The following is an 18804-nucleotide window of genomic DNA, read 5'->3' on the forward strand; positions in this document are numbered from 1 at the left end:
TTCGAACGTTTTTCCCTAGACTGGGCTCCAACGACAAACAACTTTGTTCCGAGGAGCTCACCATGGGCCTTTTGATCGACGGCCGCTGGCATGACCAGTGGTATGAAAACGGCAAGGACGGCACGTTCAAACGCGAAAACGCCCAACGCCGCAATCAGCTGCCCGCTCCCGAAGCTGGCCGTTATCACCTGTACGTCTCGCTGGCCTGCCCATGGGCGCACCGCACCCTGATCTTCCGTGCCCTCAAGGGCCTGGAGCCACTGATCGACGTGTCGGTGGTCAGCTGGCTGATGCAGGACCATGGCTGGACTTTCGACCAGCAGCAAGGTTCCAGCGGCGACCACCTCGACGCGCTGCAGTACCTCCACCAGCGCTACACCCAGGATGACCCGCACTACACTGGCCGCGTGACTGTACCGGTGCTGTGGGACAAGAAAGAGAAACGCATCGTCAACAACGAGTCGTCGGAGATCATCCGCATCTTCAACAGCGCGTTCAATGAACTGACCGGCAATACACTGGACCTGTACCCAGAGCCACTGCGCCCGACCATCGAGGCGCTGAACGAGCGCATCTACCCGGCGGTGAACAACGGCGTTTATCGCGCAGGCTTTGCCACTACGCAGGAAGCCTACGAGGCTGCGTTTGACGAAGTGTTCAACGAACTGGACTACCTGGAAGACTTGCTGAGCCGCAACCGCTACCTGGCCGGGGAATACCTGACCGAGGCCGATGTGCGCCTGTTCACCACCCTGGTGCGCTTCGATGCGGTGTACCACGGGCACTTCAAGTGCAACCTGCGCCGCCTGAGCGACTATCACAACCTGTCGAACTGGCTGCGTGAGCTGTACCAGTGGCCGGGGGTGGCGGGCACAGTGGACATGGAGCATATCCAGAAGCACTACTACATGAGCCACAAGACCATCAACCCGAACGGGATCGTGCCCAAGGGGCCACTGCAGGACTTCAATCTGCCGCATGATCGGGAGCGGTTGGCAGGCAAGGGGATTTGGCAGGCTTGAGATTGCAGGGGCTGCTTTGCAGCCCATCGCGACACAAGGCCGCTCCTACAGGGGATCGCTGTCTCCTGTAAGAGCGGCCTTGTGTCGCGATGGGCCGTAAAGCGGCCCCAACGATTTCAGCTGTTCTGCGAGCCTTCGAACCAGGCCAGCTTGTCACGCAACTGCACCACTTCCCCGACAATCACCAGGGTCGGCGCATGCACTTCATGCTGCGCCACCAGGTCCGGCAAGTCCGCCAGGGTGCCGGTGAACACCCGCTGATTACGCGTAGTCCCCTGCTGCACCAGCGCCGCAGGGGTACTGGCCGCGCGGCCATGGCGAATCAGCTCGGCACAGATGGTCGGCAACCCCACCAAGCCCATGTAGAACACCAGGGTCTGCGCCGGCGCTACCAGGTCATGCCACGGCAGATTGCTGGAGCCATCCTTCAGGTGCCCGGTCACGAAACGCACCGATTGGGCATAGTCGCGGTGAGTCAGCGGAATCCCGCCATAGGCGGAACAACCGCTGGCTGCGGTAATGCCCGGCACCACCTGGAACGGGATGCCGTGCTCGGCCAGCTCTTCGATCTCTTCGCCGCCCCGGCCGAAGATGAACGGGTCGCCGCCCTTCAGGCGCAGCACACGCTTGCCCTGCCGGGCCAGGTCGACCAGCAGGCGGTTGATCTGGTCCTGAGGCACGGCATGGTCGGCGCGACGCTTGCCCACGTAGATACGCTCGGCATCACGTCGGCACATCTCGATGATCGCCGGTGCCACCAGGCGGTCGTACAGCACCACGTCGGCCTGCTGCATCAGGCGCAAGGCGCGGAAGGTCAGCAAGTCCGGATCGCCCGGGCCAGCCCCCACCAGGTACACCTCACCGCCCTGCTGCACCGGTGCACCGTCGACCATCGCCTGCAGCAGGCGCTCGGCCTCGGCGCCCTGCCCGGCCAGCTGACGCTCGGCAATAGGCCCTTGGAACACGGTTTCCCAGAAGCCTCGGCGCTGGTTAACGTCCGGGTACAAGGCCTTGACCTTGTCGCGGAAGCGTGCGGCCAGGCCGGCCAGTTCGCCGTAGGCGGACGGGATCCAGGCCTCCAGCTTGGCGCGAATCAAACGCGCCAGCACCGGAGCATCACCGCCACTGGACACCGCAACCACCAACGGCGAACGGTCGACGATCGCCGGGAAGATCACCGTGCACAGGGCCGGCGCATCCACCACGTTGACCGGCAGGCTGAGGGCCTGCGCATCCGCCGACACCTGGGCATTGAGCCCAGGGTCGTCGGTGGCCGCAATCACCAGCCGGCAACCGACCAGGTCGGCTGCCTGATAGCCGCGCACCAGCACCTCGCCGCCACCTTCCCGGGCCAGCGCGGCCAACTGGCCGTCGACATCCGGTGCAACCACGCGCAGCGCGGCGCCGGCGTCGGCCAGCAGGCGCGCTTTGCGCAAGGCGATCTCACCGCCGCCAACGACCAGCACGCGGCCGCCCTGCAGCTTGTGGAACAGCGGCAGGTAATCCATTTAGCGGATGACCTCCACGCCGCCCATGTAAGGCTTCAGCACTTCCGGCACACGGATGGAACCGTCGGCCTGCTGGTAGTTTTCCAGTACGGCAACCAAGGTACGGCCTACGGCCAGGCCGGAGCCGTTGAGGGTATGCACCAGCTCTGGCTTGCCGGTTTCCGGGTTGCGCCAGCGGGCCTGCATGCGGCGCGCCTGGAAATCGCCGCAGTTGGAGCACGAGCTGATTTCGCGGTACTTGTCCTGGCTTGGTACCCACACTTCCAGGTCGTAGGTCTTCACCGCGCCAAAGCCCATGTCGCCGGTGCACAGGGCCAGCACGCGGTACGGCAGCTCCAGCAGCTGCAGCACGCGCTCGGCGTTGGCAGTCAGGCCTTCCAGGGCTTCCATCGACTTGGACGGCTCGACCACCTGTACCATCTCGACCTTGTCGAACTGGTGCTGGCGGATCATGCCGCGGGTGTCACGGCCGGAAGCACCGGCTTCGCTGCGGAAGCACGGGGTGTGGGCAACCAGCTTCAGTGGCAGCTGCTTGGCATCGAGGATTTCACCGGCCACCAGGTTGGTCAGCGACACTTCGGCAGTCGGGATCAGGTAGAAGTCGGCCTCGCCTTCGCGGCTGATCTTGAACAGGTCTTCCTCGAACTTCGGCAGCTGGCCGGTACCCTGCAGGGCCGGGGCCTGGACCAGGTATGGGGTGTAGTGCTCCTCGTAACCGTGCTCGCCGGTGTGCAGGTTGATCATGAACTGCGCCAGGGCGCGGTGCAGGCGGGCAACTGGACCACGCAGCACGGCAAAACGCGCGCCAGACAGCTTGGCGGCAGCTTCGAAGTCCAGGCCACCGCTGACTTCGCCGAGGGCGACATGGTCCTTGATTTCGAAGTCGAAAGCCTTCGGCGTACCCCAACGGCGCACTTCGACGTTGTCGTCTTCGCTGGCACCAACCGGTACGCTGGCGTCCGGCAGGTTGGGGATGGTCAGCAGGATGCCATCCAGTTCGGCCTGGATGCCGTCCAGTTCGGTCTTGCCGGCAGCCAGTTCGTTGGCCATGCGCTCGACGTCAGCCATCAGCGGCGCAATATCTTCGCCCTTGGCCTTGGCCTGGCCGATGGACTTGGAACGGGCGTTACGCTCGGCCTGCAGCTGCTCGGTGCGGGTCTGCACCGCCTTGCGGCGCTCTTCCAGTGATTCGATGCGCGCGACATCCAGGCTGAAGCCACGGGAGGCCAGGCGATCTGCCACTTCCTGAAGTTGGCCGCGTAACAGTTTGGAATCGAGCATATCGTTCTCTCGTTATGTGTAGGTGTTGGTTCAGAATCGGGTCAGGGACAGGCCGGCCCAGGTCGCGAGCAGCCCGCCCACCACGCTGATACCGGTATAGCCCAAAGCCAGGGGCACTTGCCCGCTTTCCAGCAGGCGTACGGTATCCAGCGAAAAGGAGGAAAAAGTCGTCAGGCCGCCGAGGAAGCCGACGATCAGCCCGGCGCGCAGCTCGACCGGCACGATCGGCTTGTGCAAGAACAGACCATAAAGCAGGCCGATCAGCAGGCAGCCAACCAGGTTGACCGCCAGCGTACCGAGATAGAAGTGCCGTGGCCAGTAGGCAGACACCCAGTTGGTGGTGGCAAAGCGCAACAAGGTACCGGCAATACCGCCAGCGCTGACGGCGGCAATCAGTGCAATCACGGCTTTCTCCGTTGGCGGGGGCTGTTGCGGTCAAGGTCGGCAAGGTGGCGCAGCTTCTCGCCAATCTTCAGTTCCAGGCCACGGGGCACCGGCTGGTAGTACTGGCGCGGCTCGAGTTCCTCGGGGAAGTAGTCTTCGCCGGCGGCATAGGCGTCGGGTTCATCGTGGGCATAGCGGTACTCGTCGCCGTAGCCCAGTTGCTTCATCAGCTTGGTCGGGGCGTTGCGCAGGTGCAACGGCACTTCCAGCGAGCCATGCTCGGCAGCCTCGCGCAGGGCGGTCTTGAAGCCCATGTACACCGCGTTGCTCTTCGGCGCACAGGCAAGGTAGGTGATGGCCTGGGCCACCGCCAGTTCGCCCTCGGGGCTGCCCAGGCGCTCTTGCACATCCCAGGCCGCCAGGCACAGGCTGAGCGCGCGCGGGTCGGCGTTGCCGATGTCTTCGCTGGCCATGCGCACCACGCGGCGGGCAATGTACAGCGGATCGCAGCCGCCATCGAGCATGCGCGCGAACCAGTACAGGGCGCCATCGGGGTTGGAGCCACGCACTGACTTGTGCAGCGCGGAAATCTGGTCGTAGAACGCCTCGCCACCCTTGTCGAAGCGGCGGCGGCTGTCGCCGAGCAGGCTCTGCAACATCTCGACATCGATCTCGCTGCCGTCTTCAGCCAGGTCCGAGGCGTTTTCCAGGAAGTTGAGCATGCGCCGGCCATCGCCGTCGGCGGCGGCCATCAGCATCTTGAAGGCGTCATCGCCAACCCGCAGGTTGCGCTTGCCCAGGCCGCGCTCTTCCGTCAACGCGCGGTTGACCAGCTTGCGCAGCGCCGCCTCGTCCAGGCTCTTGAGCACATACACCCGCGCCCGCGACAGCAGTGCGTTGTTCAGCTCGAACGACGGGTTTTCGGTGGTGGCGCCAATGAACAGCAGGGTGCCGTCTTCCACATAGGGCAGGAAGGCATCCTGCTGCGACTTGTTGAAGCGGTGCACTTCGTCGACGAACAGGATGGTTCGGCGGCCGTACTGGCCAGCCTGCTGCTTGGCCACCTCGACCGCCTGGCGAATCTCCTTCACCCCGGCCAATACCGCCGACACCGTTTCGAAGTGCGCATCGCAGAACTGCGCCAGCAGCCGCGCGAGGGTGGTCTTGCCCACCCCCGGCGGCCCCCAGAAGATCATCGAGTGCAGCGCACCCTGCTCCAGCGCTTCGCGCAGCGGTTTGCCGCGCGCCAGCAGGTGCTCCTGGCCGACGTACTCGTCCAGGTTGGACGGGCGCAGGCGAGCGGCCAGGGGCTGGGCGACGGGTTCGCTTCGAAACAGGTCCATGGCGAGCTCTGGTTACTCCTTGATGACGTCCGCGCCTTTGGGGATGTCGAACTTGAACTTGCTGTCCGGCACCGCCTGGTTGGCTTTCACGCCATTGAACAGGATGTTGGTGCGCTGGCCGACGCTGTCGATCAGCTGCATGTCGTTGATCAGGCCCTTGCGGAACGACACGCGCAGCGAGTCGAACAGGGTGTCCTTGGTCTTCGGCTTGAGGGTGAAGTCCATCACTTCGCCCTGCTCCTTCGAGCTGATGTCGAAGCTCTGGCTGATCTTCGACACGTCACCGGACAGCAGCAGCGCCGGGGTCTGGTTCAGGCGCTGGTCAAGCTTCTTGATGGTCGCCTGCTCCAGGTCCGGGTCCCACAGGGTGACGTTCTTGCCGTCGGATACCACCACCTGCTCCTGCGGCGCATCGGTGTGCCAGTAGAACAGGCCCGGGCGCTTGACGGTCATCTTGCCGGAGGTTTCCTGCAGGCTGGTGCCGCCGGCGTCCAGGGTCAGTTGGGAAAAGTTGGCCTCGATGGTCTGCGACTTTTCCAGCAATTGGGTCAGGCGTTGTACGTCTTGCTCACCGGCAAAAGCCGATACGGTGGCCGACACAGAAGCCGCGGCCAGGGCAGAAACCAACAGCATGCGAATCGCGCGCATGGGAGTCCTCATCGAGCATTGAAAAGGCCGGGCGCCACCGTTGGCGCCCGGCAAGGTGTTCGTCAGTCGCGCGGGCCGCCCGGGGCTATCACTTCCCGCGAGCCGTTGCTGTTCATGGGGGTGACCACGCCGGCCATTTCCATGGCTTCGATCATGCGGGCGGCGCGGTTGTAGCCGATCTTCAGTTTGCGCTGCACGGCCGAGATGGACGCGCGGCGGCTTTCCAGCACGAACTGCACGGCCTCATCATACAGGGCGTCGCTTTCCGAATCTTCGCCATCGCCACCACCGCCGCCGCCTTCGAAGCCACTGCCGGCCTCCTCGACGCCGTTGAGGATGTCGTCGTTGTAGTCCGGGGCGCCGCGCAGCTTCCACGCTTCCACCACGCGGTGCACCTCGTCGTCGGAAACGAACGCGCCGTGCACACGAATCGGCAGGCTGGTGCCCGGCGGCATGTACAGCATGTCACCGTGGCCCAGCAGCTGTTCGGCACCACCCTGGTCGATGATGGTCCGCGAGTCGATCTTGCTCGACACCTGGAACGCCATGCGGGTCGGGATGTTGGCCTTGATCAGGCCGGTAATCACGTCCACCGACGGGCGCTGGGTAGCGAGGATCAGGTGGATACCGGCCGCACGTGCCTTCTGGGCGATACGGGCGATCAGCTCTTCGACCTTCTTGCCGACGATCATCATCATGTCGGCGAATTCGTCGACCACCACCACGATGGTCGGCAGGGTTTTCAGCGCAGGCGGCTCGTCGTCCATGCTCTCGCGGCGGTACAGCGGGTCATGGATGATCTCGCCGGCTTCCTGGGCGTCCTTGATCTTGCGGTTGAAGCCGGCCAGGTTACGCACGCCCATGGCCGCCATCAGCTTGTAGCGCCGCTCCATCTCGGCCACGCTCCAGCGCAGGGCGTTGGCGGCGTCCTTCATGTCGGTGACCACCGGGCACAGCAGGTGCGGGATGCCCTCGTAGATCGACAGTTCGAGCATTTTCGGGTCGATCATGATCAGCCGCGCGTCTTCCGGGCTGGACTTGAACAGGATCGACAGGATCATCGCGTTCACACCCACCGACTTACCGGAACCGGTAGTACCGGCCACCAGCAGGTGCGGCATCTTGGCCAGGTCGGTGATCACCGGCTTGCCGCCGATGTCGTGGCCCAGGGCCAGGGTGACCGGCGATTTCTGCTCGTCGTACTGCGGCGTGGCCAGCACTTCGGAGAAACGCACCATCTGCCGGTTCTCGTTGGGGATCTCGATACCCACGGTGGTCTTGCCGGGGATGACCTCGACCACACGCACACTGGTCACTGCCAGCGAACGCGCCAGGTCCTTGGCCAGGTTGGCGATACGGCTGACCTTCACGCCGGCGGCCGGCTGGATTTCGTAACGGGTAATCACCGGGCCAGGGTGGATCGAGTCCACCGCCACTTCCACGCCGAATTCCTTGAGTTTGATTTCCAGCAGCTGGCCGACACCGGCCAGGGATTCCGGCGAGTACTCGATCTTCTTCTGTTCGGCCGGGTCGAGGATTGAGATCGACGGCAAGGTACCTTCCACCGCGCTGTCGACGAACAGCGGCGCCTGCTTCTCCTTCATCACCCGCTTGCTCGGCTCCGGCGCCCTGGCGGGTGTCGGCGGCACGATCATCGGGGCCGCGGCAGGTGGTTCGCGGGAGATTACCGGCTCACGAGGTGCCGGCGACTCGCGTGGCACCACAGGCTCGCGCGACAGGGTTGGCTCACGTGGCTCGACCGGTTGGGCAGGTGCTTCTTCACGCTTGAAGATGCGCTCGCGCAGCGCCGGCTTGGCCGGTTCGCGCTTGTCGGCGGCCATCGGCGCGGCCTTGACCACCGGTTCATCCTCGCGCAGCTGCGCCTCCAGGCGCTTGCGTTCGTTGCGTGCTTCCCACCAACGGTTGGCGGCGCCCTGCACCAGCTCGAACAGGTCGAGGGTGATCTTGCCGGTCAGGTCCATCACCTTGAACCACGACAGGTCGGTGAACACGGTCAAGCCGAACAGGAACAGGGCAATGAACATCAGCGTGCTGCCCTGCACGTTCAGCAGGTTGCGCGCCAGGTCGCCCAGGCTCTCGCCCAGCGCACCACCGGCGGAGAACGGCATGCTCGCAGGCGGGTGGAAATGGATATGCGCCAGCGCCGCACCAGACAGCACCAGGAACACCAGGCCGATCAGCCGCCAGGAGAACAGCCAGCCGCTCCAGTCCCAGGGCTGGTGGCGTTCGCGGAAGATCTGCCAGGTCTTTATCGCCAGCAGCAGCGGGAAGATGTAGGCGAAGTACCCCAGCACCATGAACAGGATGTCGGCGAAGTAGGCACCGGCACGCCCGGCGGCGTTCTGCACCTGGTCGACGTTGCTGGTGTGGCTGAAGCCCGGGTCCGACGTATCGTAGGTCAGCAGCGCCATCCACAGGTACAGGCACAGGGCGCCGACAGCGATCAACGCACCTTCCTTGAGGCGATAATGCAGCTGCTGCCGCCACAGGGGGACGGGCAAGGGAGCTGGAGTTGCGGTGGATTTCTTCAAAACGCGTCTATTCCTGCGCGTGCTGCGCGTCCAATAGTGATCGGCCGACGGTGCGGCCAATGAACCACTACTTTTAACATTACTGCCCGCCAGCCGCCATGGCGGCACGCCAGATGGGGGTATGGCCGGGGGCGACTTTCATATAGCTGCAATTTGAGCATGCATTTTCTTTTGTGACAAAGGCTTATGCTGTGTTTTTGCACAGGTGTGACAGCAAATGTAGCGGATGGTGCCTGCTGTCTCATGAATGTGTAGGAAATTGCCTATTTTCATCGCCTGTGCCGGCCTCTTCGCGGGCTTGCCCGCTCCCCCAGGTACCCCCGCAGGCTTCAGAGCCTGCACATGGCCTGCGGGAGCGGGCGCGCCCGCGAAGAAGCCAAAGAGATTGACCCTGCTTTTCACCCGCGCCATGCTGCCCTCTCCCCTCCCCCACCGCACGATAGACCATGCTCACCTGGCTGACCCGCGACTCGCTGACCTTCCCGCCCCTGGAAAAGGCCCTGCACGACCCCAACGGCCTGCTCGCTGCCGGCGGCGACCTGAGCCCCGAGTGCCTGGTGCAGGCCTATCGCCATGGCTGCTTCCCGTGGTACCAGGACGGCCAGCCGATCCTCTGGTGGTCGCCCGACCCGCGCACGGTGCTGCTCCCGCACCAGCTGCACGTGTCGCGCTCGCTGGCCAAGCTGATGCGCCAGGGTCGTTACCAGGTCAGCTTCGACACCGACTTCCCAGCGGTAATCGCCGCCTGCGCCGCGCCACGCGACTACGCCGACGGTACCTGGATCACCGACACCATGCGCGCCGCCTACTGCGAGCTGCACCGGCGCGGCATCGCCCATTCGGTGGAGGTGCGCCAGGATGGCGAGCTGGTCGGCGGCCTGTACGGCCTGGCCATGGGCCAGCTGTTCTTCGGCGAATCGATGTTCAGCCGCGCCGACAATGCCTCCAAGGTCGGCTTCGTGACCCTGGTCAACCACCTGCGCCAGGCCGGTTTCGTCCTCATCGACTGCCAGATGCCGACCAACCACCTGCACAGCCTGGGCGCCCACGCCATCAGCCGCGCCGAGTTCGCCGGCTACCTGGCACGCCACCTCGACCAGCCCAACAGCGCCACATGGCTTCCCTAGGCGAGTTCTCATAGCTGGCTTACACTTAAAGCAAAGTCTCACCGAGGGGGTTGATCATGACAGAGTTGGCGCGGTTGAAGTTCTATGCCACTCAGCCCCACTCCTGCAGCTACCTGCCCGACGAACAGGCAACCACACTGTTCCTCGACCCCAGCCAGCCGATGGACGTGCATGTGTACGCCGATTTGTCGGAAATGGGCTTCCGCCGCAGTGGCGACCACCTGTACCGCCCGCATTGCCAGAACTGCAATGCCTGCGTGCCGGCACGCATCCCGGCGGCGCGCTTCATCCCCAACCGCCAGCAACGGCGCATCCTCAAGCGCAACGCCGACCTGACCGTGACCGCCGCACGCCCGGCGTTCAAGGAAGAGTACTTCGAGCTGTACCGGCGCTATATCGAAACGCGCCACGCCGACGGTGACATGTACCCGCCCAGCCGCGACCAGTTCTCCACCTTCCTGGTGCGCGACCTGCCGTTCTGCTGGTTCTACGAGTTCCGCCTGGAAGGCCGCTTGATGGCGGTAGCGGTGTGCGACCTGCTGCCCAACGGCCTGTCAGCGGTGTACACCTTCTACGAGCCGGACGAAGAACGCCGCAGCCTGGGCCGCTTCGCCATCCTCTGGCAGATCACCGAAGCCCTGCGCCAGGACCTGGAGGCGGTTTACCTGGGTTACTGGATCAAGAACTGCAAGAAAATGAACTACAAGACGCAGTATCGGCCTATCGAACTGTTGATAAATCAGCGCTGGGTCACCCTCAACTGAAAGGCATTGGCTTGACACACAGTTTTCGGGCATAATCCACGCCACTTTTTTGCCCGGTGCGGTTATGCGTCGGGCCAACACTGGATCCGAGGGCTCTACTGCATGTCGAAAGAAGACAGCTTCGAAATGGAAGGTACTGTCGTCGACACCCTGCCCAACACCATGTTCCGCGTGGAGTTGGAAAACGGGCACGTCGTAACCGCGCACATCTCCGGAAAGATGCGCAAGAACTACATCCGTATTCTCACTGGCGACAAGGTCCGCGTCGAACTGACGCCCTACGACCTGAGCAAGGGCCGCATCACCTACCGTGCGCGCTAAGCTCAAGCCATGAAAAAGCCCGGCCATGTGCCGGGCTTTTTTGTGCCTTCAGGATTGTAGGGGGCTGCTTTGCAGCCCCATCTATCACGCAACCTCAGCCGTGGTCTCGAAGTCGAACACCAGCTCGCCATCGCGCAGGTCGACGTGCACCACGCCACCATGCTCGGCCAGTTCGCCAAACAGGATCTCCTCGGCCAGCGGCCGCTTGATCTTGTCCTGGATCAGCCGCGCCATCGGCCGCGCACCCATCTGCACGTCGTAGCCCGAGGCCGCCAGCCAACCGCGCGCATCATCGCTGACCTCCAGCAGCACACGCTTGTCTTCCAGCTGCGCCTGCAGTTCGATAAGGAACTTGTCGACGATGCTCTTGATCGTCTCGTGGCTCAGGCGGCCGAACTGGATGATGGTGTCCAGGCGGTTGCGGAACTCCGGCGTGAAGCTCTTGCGGATGACTTCCATGGCATCGGACGCATGGTCCTGATGGGTAAAGCCGATCGAGGCCCGCGCGGCGGTTTCAGCGCCAGCGTTGGTGGTCATGATCAGGATCACGTTGCGGAAGTCGGCCTTGCGCCCGTTGTTGTCGGTCAGGGTGCCGTGGTCCATCACCTGCAGCAGCAGGTTGAAGACTTCCGGGTGGGCCTTCTCGATTTCGTCGAGCAGCAATACGCAGTGCGGTTGCTTGGTGATCGCCTCGGTCAGCAAACCACCCTGATCGAAGCCAACATAGCCAGGAGGCGCACCGATCAGGCGCGACACGGTGTGGCGCTCCATGTACTCGGACATGTCGAAGCGCACCAGCTCAACCCCCAGCGCCTTGGCCAGCTGCCGTGCAGCTTCGGTCTTGCCGACGCCGGTCGGGCCGGCGAACAGGAACGAACCGACAGGCTTGTCCGGCGACTTGAGGCCGGCGCGGGACAGCTTGATAGCGGTGGCCAGCGAATCGATCGCCTGGTCCTGACCAAATACGGTCAATTTCAAGTCACGCTCGAGGTTGCGCAGCAGTTCCTTGTCGGAACTGGTGACGTGCTTCGGCGGAATGCGCGCAATCTTGGCGACGATGTCTTCGACCTGCGGCACGTCGATGCGCTTGACGCGGTTGGCCTCCGGCTGCAGGCGCTGGTAGGCACCGGCTTCATCGATCACGTCGATGGCCTTGTCCGGCATGTGCCGGTCATTGATGTAGCGCGAGGCCAGTTCAGCGGCGGCGCGCAAGGCTTCGTCGCTGTACTCGATGTTGTGGTGGCTTTCGAAGCGCCCTTTCAGGCCACGCAGGATGCCCACGGTGTCTTCGACCGACGGCTCGCTGACATCAACCTTCTGGAAGCGCCGTGCCAGGGCACGGTCCTTCTCGAAAATGCCGCGGAATTCCTGGAAGGTGGTCGAACCGATGCAACGGATCTCACCGGACGACAGCAGCGGCTTGAGCAGGTTGGACGCATCCATCACCCCGCCCGACGCCGCACCGGCACCAATGATGGTGTGGATTTCATCGATGAACAGGATCGCCTGCGGGCGCTTGCGCAGCTCGCCGAGCAGCGCCTTGAAGCGCTTCTCGAAATCGCCACGGTATTTGGTACCCGCCAGCAGTGCGCCGAGGTCGAGGGAATACACCACGCTCTGCGCCAGCAGGTCGGGCACCTGGCCATCGACGATGCGCTTGGCCAGGCCTTCGGCAATGGCGGTCTTGCCCACGCCTGCCTCACCCACCAGCAGCGGGTTGTTCTTGCGCCGACGGGCAAGGATTTGCGCCACGCGCTCCACTTCCTGCTCGCGGCCAACCAGCGGGTCGATACGGCCGGCACGGGCCAGCTCGTTCAGGTTGCTGGCATAGGCATCCAGCGGGTTGCTCGAAGAGGCGGTATCGCCGCCCTCTTCGTCCTGCATTTCCTGGTCGCTTTCGGAATGCGAACCATGGCCCGGCACCTTGGAGATGCCATGGGCGATGTAGTTGACCACGTCGATACGGGCCACGCTCTGCTGCTTGAGCAGGAACACGGCCTGGCTTTCCTGTTCGCTGAAGATCGCAACCAGCACGTTGGCGCCAGTGACTTCACGCTTGCCGGAGCTTTGCACGTGGAACACGGCACGCTGCAGTACACGCTGGAAGCCCAGGGTCGGCTGGGTTTCACGATCTTCGTCGTTGACCGGAATCAGGGGTGTGGTGGAATCGATGAACTCTTGCAGGTCGTGCTTGAGTTTGTCGAGATTGGCGCCACAGGCGCGCAGAACGGTCGCGGCAGCCTCATTGTCAAGGAGTGCCAGCAGCAGATGTTCGACGGTCATGAACTCATGACGCTTCGAACGAGCCTCCTTGAAGGCAAGATTGAGGGTGACTTCGAGCTCGCGGTTTAACATAGCTTCACCTCATACCCAAGTGGTCGGCGATTAACCGTCCTTCTCGATTTCACAGAGTAGCGGATGCTGGCTTTCCCTGGCGTATTGGTTGACCTGCATAGCCTTTGTTTCGGCGATGTCACGGGTAAACAATCCGCACACTGCCCGCCCTTCGGTATGGACGGTCAGCATGATCTTGGTCGCCAGCTCGCGGTTCAGATTGAAGAACGTCTCGAGCACTTCGACGACGAAATCCATCGGCGTGTAGTCATCGTTGAACAAAACCACCTTGTACATAGGTGGCGCCTGCAGGATCGGCTTGGCTTCCTGAACTGCAAGACCTGAGCCGTCGTCCTCATTCGATTGCGGGCGATCCTGATTGAATGTTAGTCGAATCTCACTAGGTGCATGCATGGAAAGAATTTCATCATGAGCGACAGGTTAAGGTTGTGGGTTGACTGCGAAGGGCACGGCCAGCGCAGGCGCCGGGCGACCTTGACTATCGGCAAAACGGTGTTACAACCAATAAGAACCCACCGTGGTCGATAAAGATCCGCGCAGTCAACCAGATTTTTCGCATGGTTCGTATGCGGATGAGTGGATGATACTCCAGTGATGGAGTCCTTTGCAGAGGGACATAGGGATGGCAAGCGGTAAAGTCAAGTGGTTCAACAATGCCAAGGGCTACGGATTCATCAATGAAGAGGGCAAGGATGAAGACTTGTTCGCTCATTACTCAGCCATCCAGATGGACGGATACAAGACGCTCAAGGCCGGCCAGGCCGTGAGTTTCGAGATTATCCAAGGCCCCAAAGGCCTGCACGCAGTCAAGATCTGCAGCGCTTCCACTGCCGCGCCTGCGCCGACCAGCGCACGGCCAGCCGGCAGCACTGCCGACGCCTGATCTGCTGAGCCGCCTGCCGGTATACGAACAAGCCGGCCGCTTCTTTAATGGAAGCGGCCGGTTTTCCATTGCCCTACATATGCTTGATCATTTCATCGCCAAAGCCTGAACTGCTCACCAGTGTGGCGCCGTCCATCAGGCGCTCGAAGTCATACGTCACGGTCTTGGCGGCAATCGCGCCGTTGGTACCCTTGATGATCAGGTCTGCCGCCTCGGTCCAGCCCATGTGCCGCAGCATCATCTCCGCCGACAGGATCACCGAACCCGGGTTGACCTTGTCCTGCCCGGCATACTTGGGCGCGGTGCCGTGGGTGGCCTCGAACATGGCCACGGTGTCGGACAGGTTGGCACCCGGCGCAATGCCGATACCACCCACTTCCGCCGCCAGGGCGTCGGACAGGTAGTCACCGTTGAGGTTGAGGGTGGCGATCACGTCGTACTCGGCCGGGCGCAGCAGGATCTGCTGCAGCATGGCGTCGGCGATGGCGTCCTTGACGATGACCTCGCGCCCACTCTTGGGGTTCTTGAACTTCATCCACGGGCCACCATCGAGCAACTCGGCCCCGAACTCGTCGCGCGCCACTTCATAACCCCAGTCCTTGAAGGCACCCTCGGTGAACTTCATGATGTTGCCCTTGTGCACCAGGGTCAGCGACTCGCGGTCGTTATCCACCACGTACTGCAGGGCCTTGCGCACCAAGCGCTTGGTGCCCTCGCGAGACACCGGCTTGACGCCAATGCCGCAGTCCTGGTCGAAGCGGATCTTGGTAACGCCCATTTCCTCCTTGAGGAACTTGATCACCTTGTTCGCCTCGGGCGAACCGGCCTTCCACTCGATGCCGGCATAGATGTCCTCGGAGTTCTCGCGGAAGATCACCATGTCCACATCGCCTGGCTTCTTCACCGGGCTGGGCACCCCCTGGAACCACAGCACCGGGCGCAGGCACACGTACAGGTCCAGTTGCTGGCGCAAGGCCACGTTGAGCGACCGGATACCGCCGCCCACCGGGGTGGTCAGCGGCCCCTTGATCGACACCACGTAATCACGCACGGCATCGAGGGTTTCCTGCGGCAACCAGGTGTCCTGGTCGTACACCTGGGTGGCTTTTTCGCCAGCGTACACCTCCATCCAGGCGATCTTGCGTTTGCCGCCGTAGGCCTTCTGCACGGCGGCGTCGACCACCTTGATCATTACCGGCGAGACATCGACGCCAATCCCGTCGCCCTCGATATAGGGAATGATCGGGTTGTCAGGAACGTTGAGCGAATGGTCGGCATTGACGGTGATCTTGGTGCCGTCGGTCGGAACCTTGATTTTCTGGTATCCCATGCTTGCACTACTCCGCTGTCGGGTGTGATTGGACATCATGCGATCCACTGAGCCTAAACCACATCTGCCGACCTGCAAGGCATGCGACAACCCGCCACATTGCCGCTTAGTCTTTGGTCTTATAAATGGGCCGATATCACTTGGCCTTGCTGATTAGCCCGAATGGTTTGGTATACTCCGCCGCGACCGAAGGGTCATCGGGGCGATCCCTTGGAAAAATGCGGACCGCCCTTGGCCATGAATGGACACAAAGCCTGGCCATAAAGCCTGGGTTGTTACCGCAGCTCAGCACTTGACGCTCGACTGATGCATCCACCATCACCGCTCGCAGCCTCTCGACTTTCCGCTCATGGCGCTGCCAGGGCGATGCGCCTACCCTGCGCACCACGAGACTCGAGCACGCTCAGCACACAGAGAGTTAACCCGCATGCCCACCCGTTCCAAGATCATCTATACCTTCACCGACGAAGCCCCCGCCCTCGCCACTTACTCGCTGCTGCCAATCATCGAAGCTTTCACCGCTTCGGCTGACATCGCCGTCGAAACCCGCGACATCTCCCTGGCTGGCCGCATCCTCGCCGCCTTCCCGGAGCAACTGGGCGCAGAGAAGCAAGTAGGCGATCACCTGGCGGAACTGGGCCAGCTGGCTACCACCCCGGAAGCCAACATCATCAAGCTGCCGAACATCAGCGCCTCGGTACCGCAGCTGAAAGCCGCGATCAAGGAACTGCAAGGCAAGGGCTTCAACATCCCTGACTACGCCGACGAGCCGGCCACCGCGGAAGAGAAAGAATCCCGCGCCCGCTACGACCGCATCAAAGGTTCCGCCGTGAACCCGGTCCTGCGCGAAGGCAACTCCGACCGCCGCGCGCCGCTGTCGGTCAAGAACTACGCCCGCAAGCACCCGCACAAGATGGGCGCCTGGGCTGCCGACTCCAAGTCGCACGTTGCCCACATGACCCAGGGCGACTTCTACGGCAGCGAGAAAGCCGCACTGATCGAAGCTGACGACAGCCTGCGCATCGAGCTGGTCGGCAAAGACGGCAACACCACCGTACTGAAAGAAAAGACTGCGGTAAAAGCTGCCGAAGTCATCGACTGCGCCACCATGAGCCGCAAGGCCCTGAAAGCCTTCATTGCCGAGCAGATCGCCGATGCCAAGGCCTCCGGCGTGCTGCTGTCGGTACACCTGAAAGCCACCATGATGAAGGTCTCCGACCCGATCATGTTCGGCGTCATCGTCGAAGAGTTCTACAACGACGTGCTGGCCAAGCATGCCGCCGCCCTGGCTGAAGTTGGCTTCAACGCCAACAACGGCATCGGCGACCTGTATGCCCGCATCAAGGACCTGCCAGCCGAGAAGCAGGCCGAGATCGAAGCCGACATCCAGGCCCTGTACGCCCAGCGTCCGGCCCTGGCCATGGTCAACTCCGACAAAGGCATCACCAACCTGCACGTGCCGAGCGACGTCATCGTCGACGCCTCGATGCCGGCCATGATCCGTGACTCGGGCAAGATGTGGAACGCCGCTGGCGAACTGCAGGATGCCAAGGCGATCATCCCGGACCGCTGCTACGCCGGCATCTACCAGGCCACCATCGAAGACTGCAAAGCCAACGGCGCCTTCGACCCGACCACCATGGGCAGCGTACCGAACGTCGGCCTGATGGCACAGAAGGCCGAAGAATACGGCTCCCACGACAAGACCTTCCAGATCAAGGCCGACGGTGTCGTGCGCGTGGTCGACAGCAAAGGCCAGGTCGTTCTCGAGCAGAACGTCGAAGCCGGCGACATCTTCCGCATGTGCCAGGTCAAGGACGCGCCGATCCAGGACTGGGTCAAGCTGGCCGTCAACCGTGCCCGCCTGAGCAACACCCCTGCAGTGTTCTGGCTGGACCCGGCCCGCGCCCACGACGGCGTGATGATCGAGAAGGTGCAGAAGTACCTGAAGGATCACGACACCACCGGCCTGGACATCCGCATCCTGGCACCGGTCGACGCCATCAAGTTCTCCCTGGCCCGCATCCGCGAAGGCAAGGACACCATCTCGGTGACCGGCAACGTGCTGCGCGACTACCTGACCGACCTGTTCCCGATCATGGAACTGGGCACCAGCGCCAAGATGCTGTCGATCGTGCCGCTGATGAACGGCGGTGGCCTGTTCGAAACCGGCGCCGGCGGTTCGGCACCGAAGCACGTGCAGCAGCTGGTGGAAGAGAACTTCCTGCGTTGGGACTCGCTGGGTGAATTCCTGGCCCTGGCCGCTTCCCTGGAGCACCTGGGCAACACCTACGACAACCCGCGCGCCAAAGTGCTGGCCAATACCCTGGACCAGGCCACCGGCAAGTTCCTCGACACCAACAAGTCGCCTTCGCGCAAAGTTGGCGGTATCGACAACCGCGGCAGCCACTTCTACCTGACCCTGTACTGGGCCCAGGCCCTGGCTGCGCAGAACGACGACGCTGCCCTGCAGGCACGCTTCGCACCACTGGCCAAGACCCTGACCGAGAACGAGGAGACCATCGTCGCCGAGCTCAACGCCGTCCAGGGCAAGCCGGCCGACATCGGTGGCTACTACGCTCCGGATGCCGAGCTGACCGCCAAGGTGATGCGCCCAAGCCAGACCCTGAACAGCGCCATTGCCGCCCTGTAAGGTTCGCTTGAAGTAACAGCACAAACCCCGGCCACGCACCGGGGTTTGTGCTTTCTGGATAAACGATTTCTGGCCGCCAGCGCGGACTCTTTAGGAGCGGGTTTACCCGCGAATGCGATGGCGAATCCACTGACGCATTCGCGGGTAAACCCGCTCCCACAAGGGCTGTGCAGGCCTCTAAGGAGCTGTTCATGACCTGGCAACCCCACATCACCGTCGCCACCATCGTCGAACACGAAGGCAAGTTCCTTTTCGTCGAAGAGTTCAAAGCCAACCAGCACGTCTTCAACCAGCCCGCCGGCCACCTCGAACCCAACGAGACCCTGCCCCAGGCCGCCCTGCGCGAAACCCTCGAAGAAACCGCCTGGGAAGTCGAGCTCACCGGCGTGGTCGGCATCTACCTGTACACCGCCCCAAGCAACGGCGTGACCTACCAGCGCGTCTGCTTCGCCGCCCGCCCCGTGCGCCATCACGCCGACCTGGCACTGGACAGCGACATCGTCCGCGCCGTGTGGCTGACCCGCGACGAACTGCTGGCCGACCCTGCCCGCTGGCGCAGCGAACTGGTGCCACGCTGTCTCGACGATTACCTCAAAGGCCCCTTGCACAGCCTCGACCTGCTGCGCGACTGAC

The 18804-nt window shown here is 63.0% G+C and carries 17 protein-coding genes; 7 read left to right on the plus strand and 10 right to left on the minus strand.

Annotated elements, in window-relative coordinates; translation table 11 throughout:
* Positions 1–62: 62 nt before the first annotated feature.
* The gene (locus tag QN085_RS16655; protein ID WP_013973281.1) at positions 63–1022 is read left to right on the plus strand and encodes a glutathione S-transferase family protein; all 960 of its coding nucleotides are present in this window, start codon (positions 63–65) and stop codon (positions 1020–1022) included.
* A 116-nt stretch (positions 1023–1138) separates the two neighbouring features.
* Here the strand turns inward: QN085_RS16655 and cysG are convergent, their stop codons facing one another.
* From cysG to QN085_RS16690, 7 genes are all read right to left on the minus strand, one after another.
* Positions 1139–2530 (minus strand): siroheme synthase CysG, encoded by a 1392-nt coding sequence (gene cysG / locus QN085_RS16660; protein ID WP_041505785.1) that lies wholly within the window; start codon positions 2528–2530, stop codon positions 1139–1141.
* The gene (gene serS / locus QN085_RS16665; protein WP_003258877.1) at positions 2531–3811 is read right to left on the minus strand and encodes a serine--tRNA ligase; all 1281 of its coding nucleotides are present in this window, start codon (positions 3809–3811) and stop codon (positions 2531–2533) included.
* A gap of 30 nt (positions 3812–3841) precedes the next feature.
* The gene (crcB, locus tag QN085_RS16670) at positions 3842–4216 is read right to left on the minus strand and encodes a fluoride efflux transporter CrcB (RefSeq protein ID WP_013973283.1); all 375 of its coding nucleotides are present in this window, start codon (positions 4214–4216) and stop codon (positions 3842–3844) included.
* Positions 4213–5538: a replication-associated recombination protein A gene (locus tag QN085_RS16675; protein WP_013973284.1), complete on the minus strand. Its 1326-nt coding sequence runs from the start codon at positions 5536–5538 to the stop codon at positions 4213–4215. The genes crcB and QN085_RS16675 overlap by 4 nt, the downstream gene beginning before the upstream one ends.
* 12 nt (positions 5539–5550) lie before the next feature.
* Complete coding sequence (gene lolA / locus QN085_RS16680) at positions 5551–6186, minus strand: outer membrane lipoprotein periplasmic chaperone LolA (protein ID WP_003258873.1); 636 nt, start codon at positions 6184–6186, stop codon at positions 5551–5553.
* Between the two features lie 62 nt (positions 6187–6248).
* Positions 6249–8798 (minus strand): DNA translocase FtsK, encoded by a 2550-nt coding sequence (locus tag QN085_RS16685; protein ID WP_371034493.1) that lies wholly within the window; start codon positions 8796–8798, stop codon positions 6249–6251.
* A gap of 78 nt (positions 8799–8876) precedes the next feature.
* Complete coding sequence (locus QN085_RS16690; RefSeq protein WP_128637283.1) at positions 8877–9149, minus strand: hypothetical protein; 273 nt, start codon at positions 9147–9149, stop codon at positions 8877–8879.
* A 35-nt stretch (positions 9150–9184) separates the two neighbouring features.
* Between QN085_RS16690 and aat the strand changes: the two genes are divergently transcribed.
* The 3 genes from aat to infA all read left to right on the plus strand — a co-directional run bounded on the left by aat (position 9185) and on the right by infA (position 10950).
* On the plus strand, positions 9185–9865 hold the full coding sequence (gene aat, locus QN085_RS16695; RefSeq protein ID WP_023662387.1) for a leucyl/phenylalanyl-tRNA--protein transferase: 681 nt from the start codon (positions 9185–9187) through the stop codon (positions 9863–9865).
* Between the two features lie 56 nt (positions 9866–9921).
* Positions 9922–10629: an arginyltransferase gene (locus QN085_RS16700; RefSeq protein ID WP_013973288.1), complete on the plus strand. Its 708-nt coding sequence runs from the start codon at positions 9922–9924 to the stop codon at positions 10627–10629.
* 102 nt (positions 10630–10731) lie between these two features.
* Positions 10732–10950: a translation initiation factor IF-1 gene (infA, locus tag QN085_RS16705; protein WP_002553999.1), complete on the plus strand. Its 219-nt coding sequence runs from the start codon at positions 10732–10734 to the stop codon at positions 10948–10950.
* Positions 10951–11034: 84 nt separating this feature from the next.
* On the opposite strand, the gene clpA is transcribed toward infA, so the two are convergent.
* Together clpA and clpS are read right to left on the minus strand one after the other, a co-directional pair.
* Positions 11035–13305, minus strand: a complete 2271-nt coding sequence (clpA, locus tag QN085_RS16710; protein WP_013973289.1) for an ATP-dependent Clp protease ATP-binding subunit ClpA — start codon at positions 13303–13305, stop codon at positions 11035–11037.
* 30 nt (positions 13306–13335) lie between these two features.
* The gene (gene clpS / locus QN085_RS16715; protein ID WP_013973290.1) at positions 13336–13698 is read right to left on the minus strand and encodes an ATP-dependent Clp protease adapter ClpS; all 363 of its coding nucleotides are present in this window, start codon (positions 13696–13698) and stop codon (positions 13336–13338) included.
* Between the two features lie 229 nt (positions 13699–13927).
* On the opposite strand from clpS, the gene cspD reads away from it, so the two are divergent.
* A complete protein-coding gene (cspD, locus tag QN085_RS16720; RefSeq protein ID WP_013973291.1) occupies positions 13928–14188 on the plus strand; it encodes a cold shock domain-containing protein CspD in 261 nt (86 codons plus the stop codon).
* A gap of 73 nt (positions 14189–14261) precedes the next feature.
* Here the strand turns inward: cspD and icd are convergent, their stop codons facing one another.
* Complete coding sequence (gene icd / locus QN085_RS16725) at positions 14262–15518, minus strand: NADP-dependent isocitrate dehydrogenase (RefSeq protein ID WP_013973292.1); 1257 nt, start codon at positions 15516–15518, stop codon at positions 14262–14264.
* 427 nt (positions 15519–15945) lie between these two features.
* Between icd and QN085_RS16730 the strand changes: the two genes are divergently transcribed.
* Complete coding sequence (locus QN085_RS16730) at positions 15946–18171, plus strand: NADP-dependent isocitrate dehydrogenase (protein ID WP_013973293.1); 2226 nt, start codon at positions 15946–15948, stop codon at positions 18169–18171.
* 191 nt (positions 18172–18362) lie between these two features.
* A complete protein-coding gene (locus QN085_RS16735; protein ID WP_023662388.1) occupies positions 18363–18803 on the plus strand; it encodes an NUDIX hydrolase in 441 nt (146 codons plus the stop codon).
* Position 18804 lies beyond the last annotated feature (1 nt).

Source organism: Pseudomonas sp. M2(2023) (assembly GCF_030263955.1).
Classification (GTDB): domain Bacteria; phylum Pseudomonadota; class Gammaproteobacteria; order Pseudomonadales; family Pseudomonadaceae; genus Aquipseudomonas; species Aquipseudomonas asiatica.

What these genes read in the sequence shown, in the direction of transcription:
- QN085_RS16655 (WP_013973281.1), top strand. Translation starts at nt 63, where the DNA reads ATGGGCCTTTTGATCGACGGCCGCTGGCATGACCAGTGGTATGAAAAC.
- cysG (WP_041505785.1), bottom strand. Translation starts at nt 2,530, where the DNA reads ATGGATTACCTGCCGCTGTTCCACAAGCTGCAGGGCGGCCGCGTGCTG.
- serS (WP_003258877.1), bottom strand. Translation starts at nt 3,811, where the DNA reads ATGCTCGATTCCAAACTGTTACGCGGCCAACTTCAGGAAGTGGCAGAT.
- QN085_RS16675 (WP_013973284.1), bottom strand. Translation starts at nt 5,538, where the DNA reads ATGGACCTGTTTCGAAGCGAACCCGTCGCCCAGCCCCTGGCCGCTCGC.
- lolA (WP_003258873.1), bottom strand. Translation starts at nt 6,186, where the DNA reads ATGCGCGCGATTCGCATGCTGTTGGTTTCTGCCCTGGCCGCGGCTTCT.
- QN085_RS16690 (WP_128637283.1), bottom strand. Translation starts at nt 9,149, where the DNA reads ATGGCGCGGGTGAAAAGCAGGGTCAATCTCTTTGGCTTCTTCGCGGGC.
- aat (WP_023662387.1), top strand. Translation starts at nt 9,185, where the DNA reads ATGCTCACCTGGCTGACCCGCGACTCGCTGACCTTCCCGCCCCTGGAA.
- QN085_RS16700 (WP_013973288.1), top strand. Translation starts at nt 9,922, where the DNA reads ATGACAGAGTTGGCGCGGTTGAAGTTCTATGCCACTCAGCCCCACTCC.
- infA (WP_002553999.1), top strand. Translation starts at nt 10,732, where the DNA reads ATGTCGAAAGAAGACAGCTTCGAAATGGAAGGTACTGTCGTCGACACC.
- clpA (WP_013973289.1), bottom strand. Translation starts at nt 13,305, where the DNA reads ATGTTAAACCGCGAGCTCGAAGTCACCCTCAATCTTGCCTTCAAGGAG.
- clpS (WP_013973290.1), bottom strand. Translation starts at nt 13,698, where the DNA reads ATGCATGCACCTAGTGAGATTCGACTAACATTCAATCAGGATCGCCCG.
- cspD (WP_013973291.1), top strand. Translation starts at nt 13,928, where the DNA reads ATGGCAAGCGGTAAAGTCAAGTGGTTCAACAATGCCAAGGGCTACGGA.
- icd (WP_013973292.1), bottom strand. Translation starts at nt 15,518, where the DNA reads ATGGGATACCAGAAAATCAAGGTTCCGACCGACGGCACCAAGATCACC.
- QN085_RS16730 (WP_013973293.1), top strand. Translation starts at nt 15,946, where the DNA reads ATGCCCACCCGTTCCAAGATCATCTATACCTTCACCGACGAAGCCCCC.
- QN085_RS16735 (WP_023662388.1), top strand. Translation starts at nt 18,363, where the DNA reads ATGACCTGGCAACCCCACATCACCGTCGCCACCATCGTCGAACACGAA.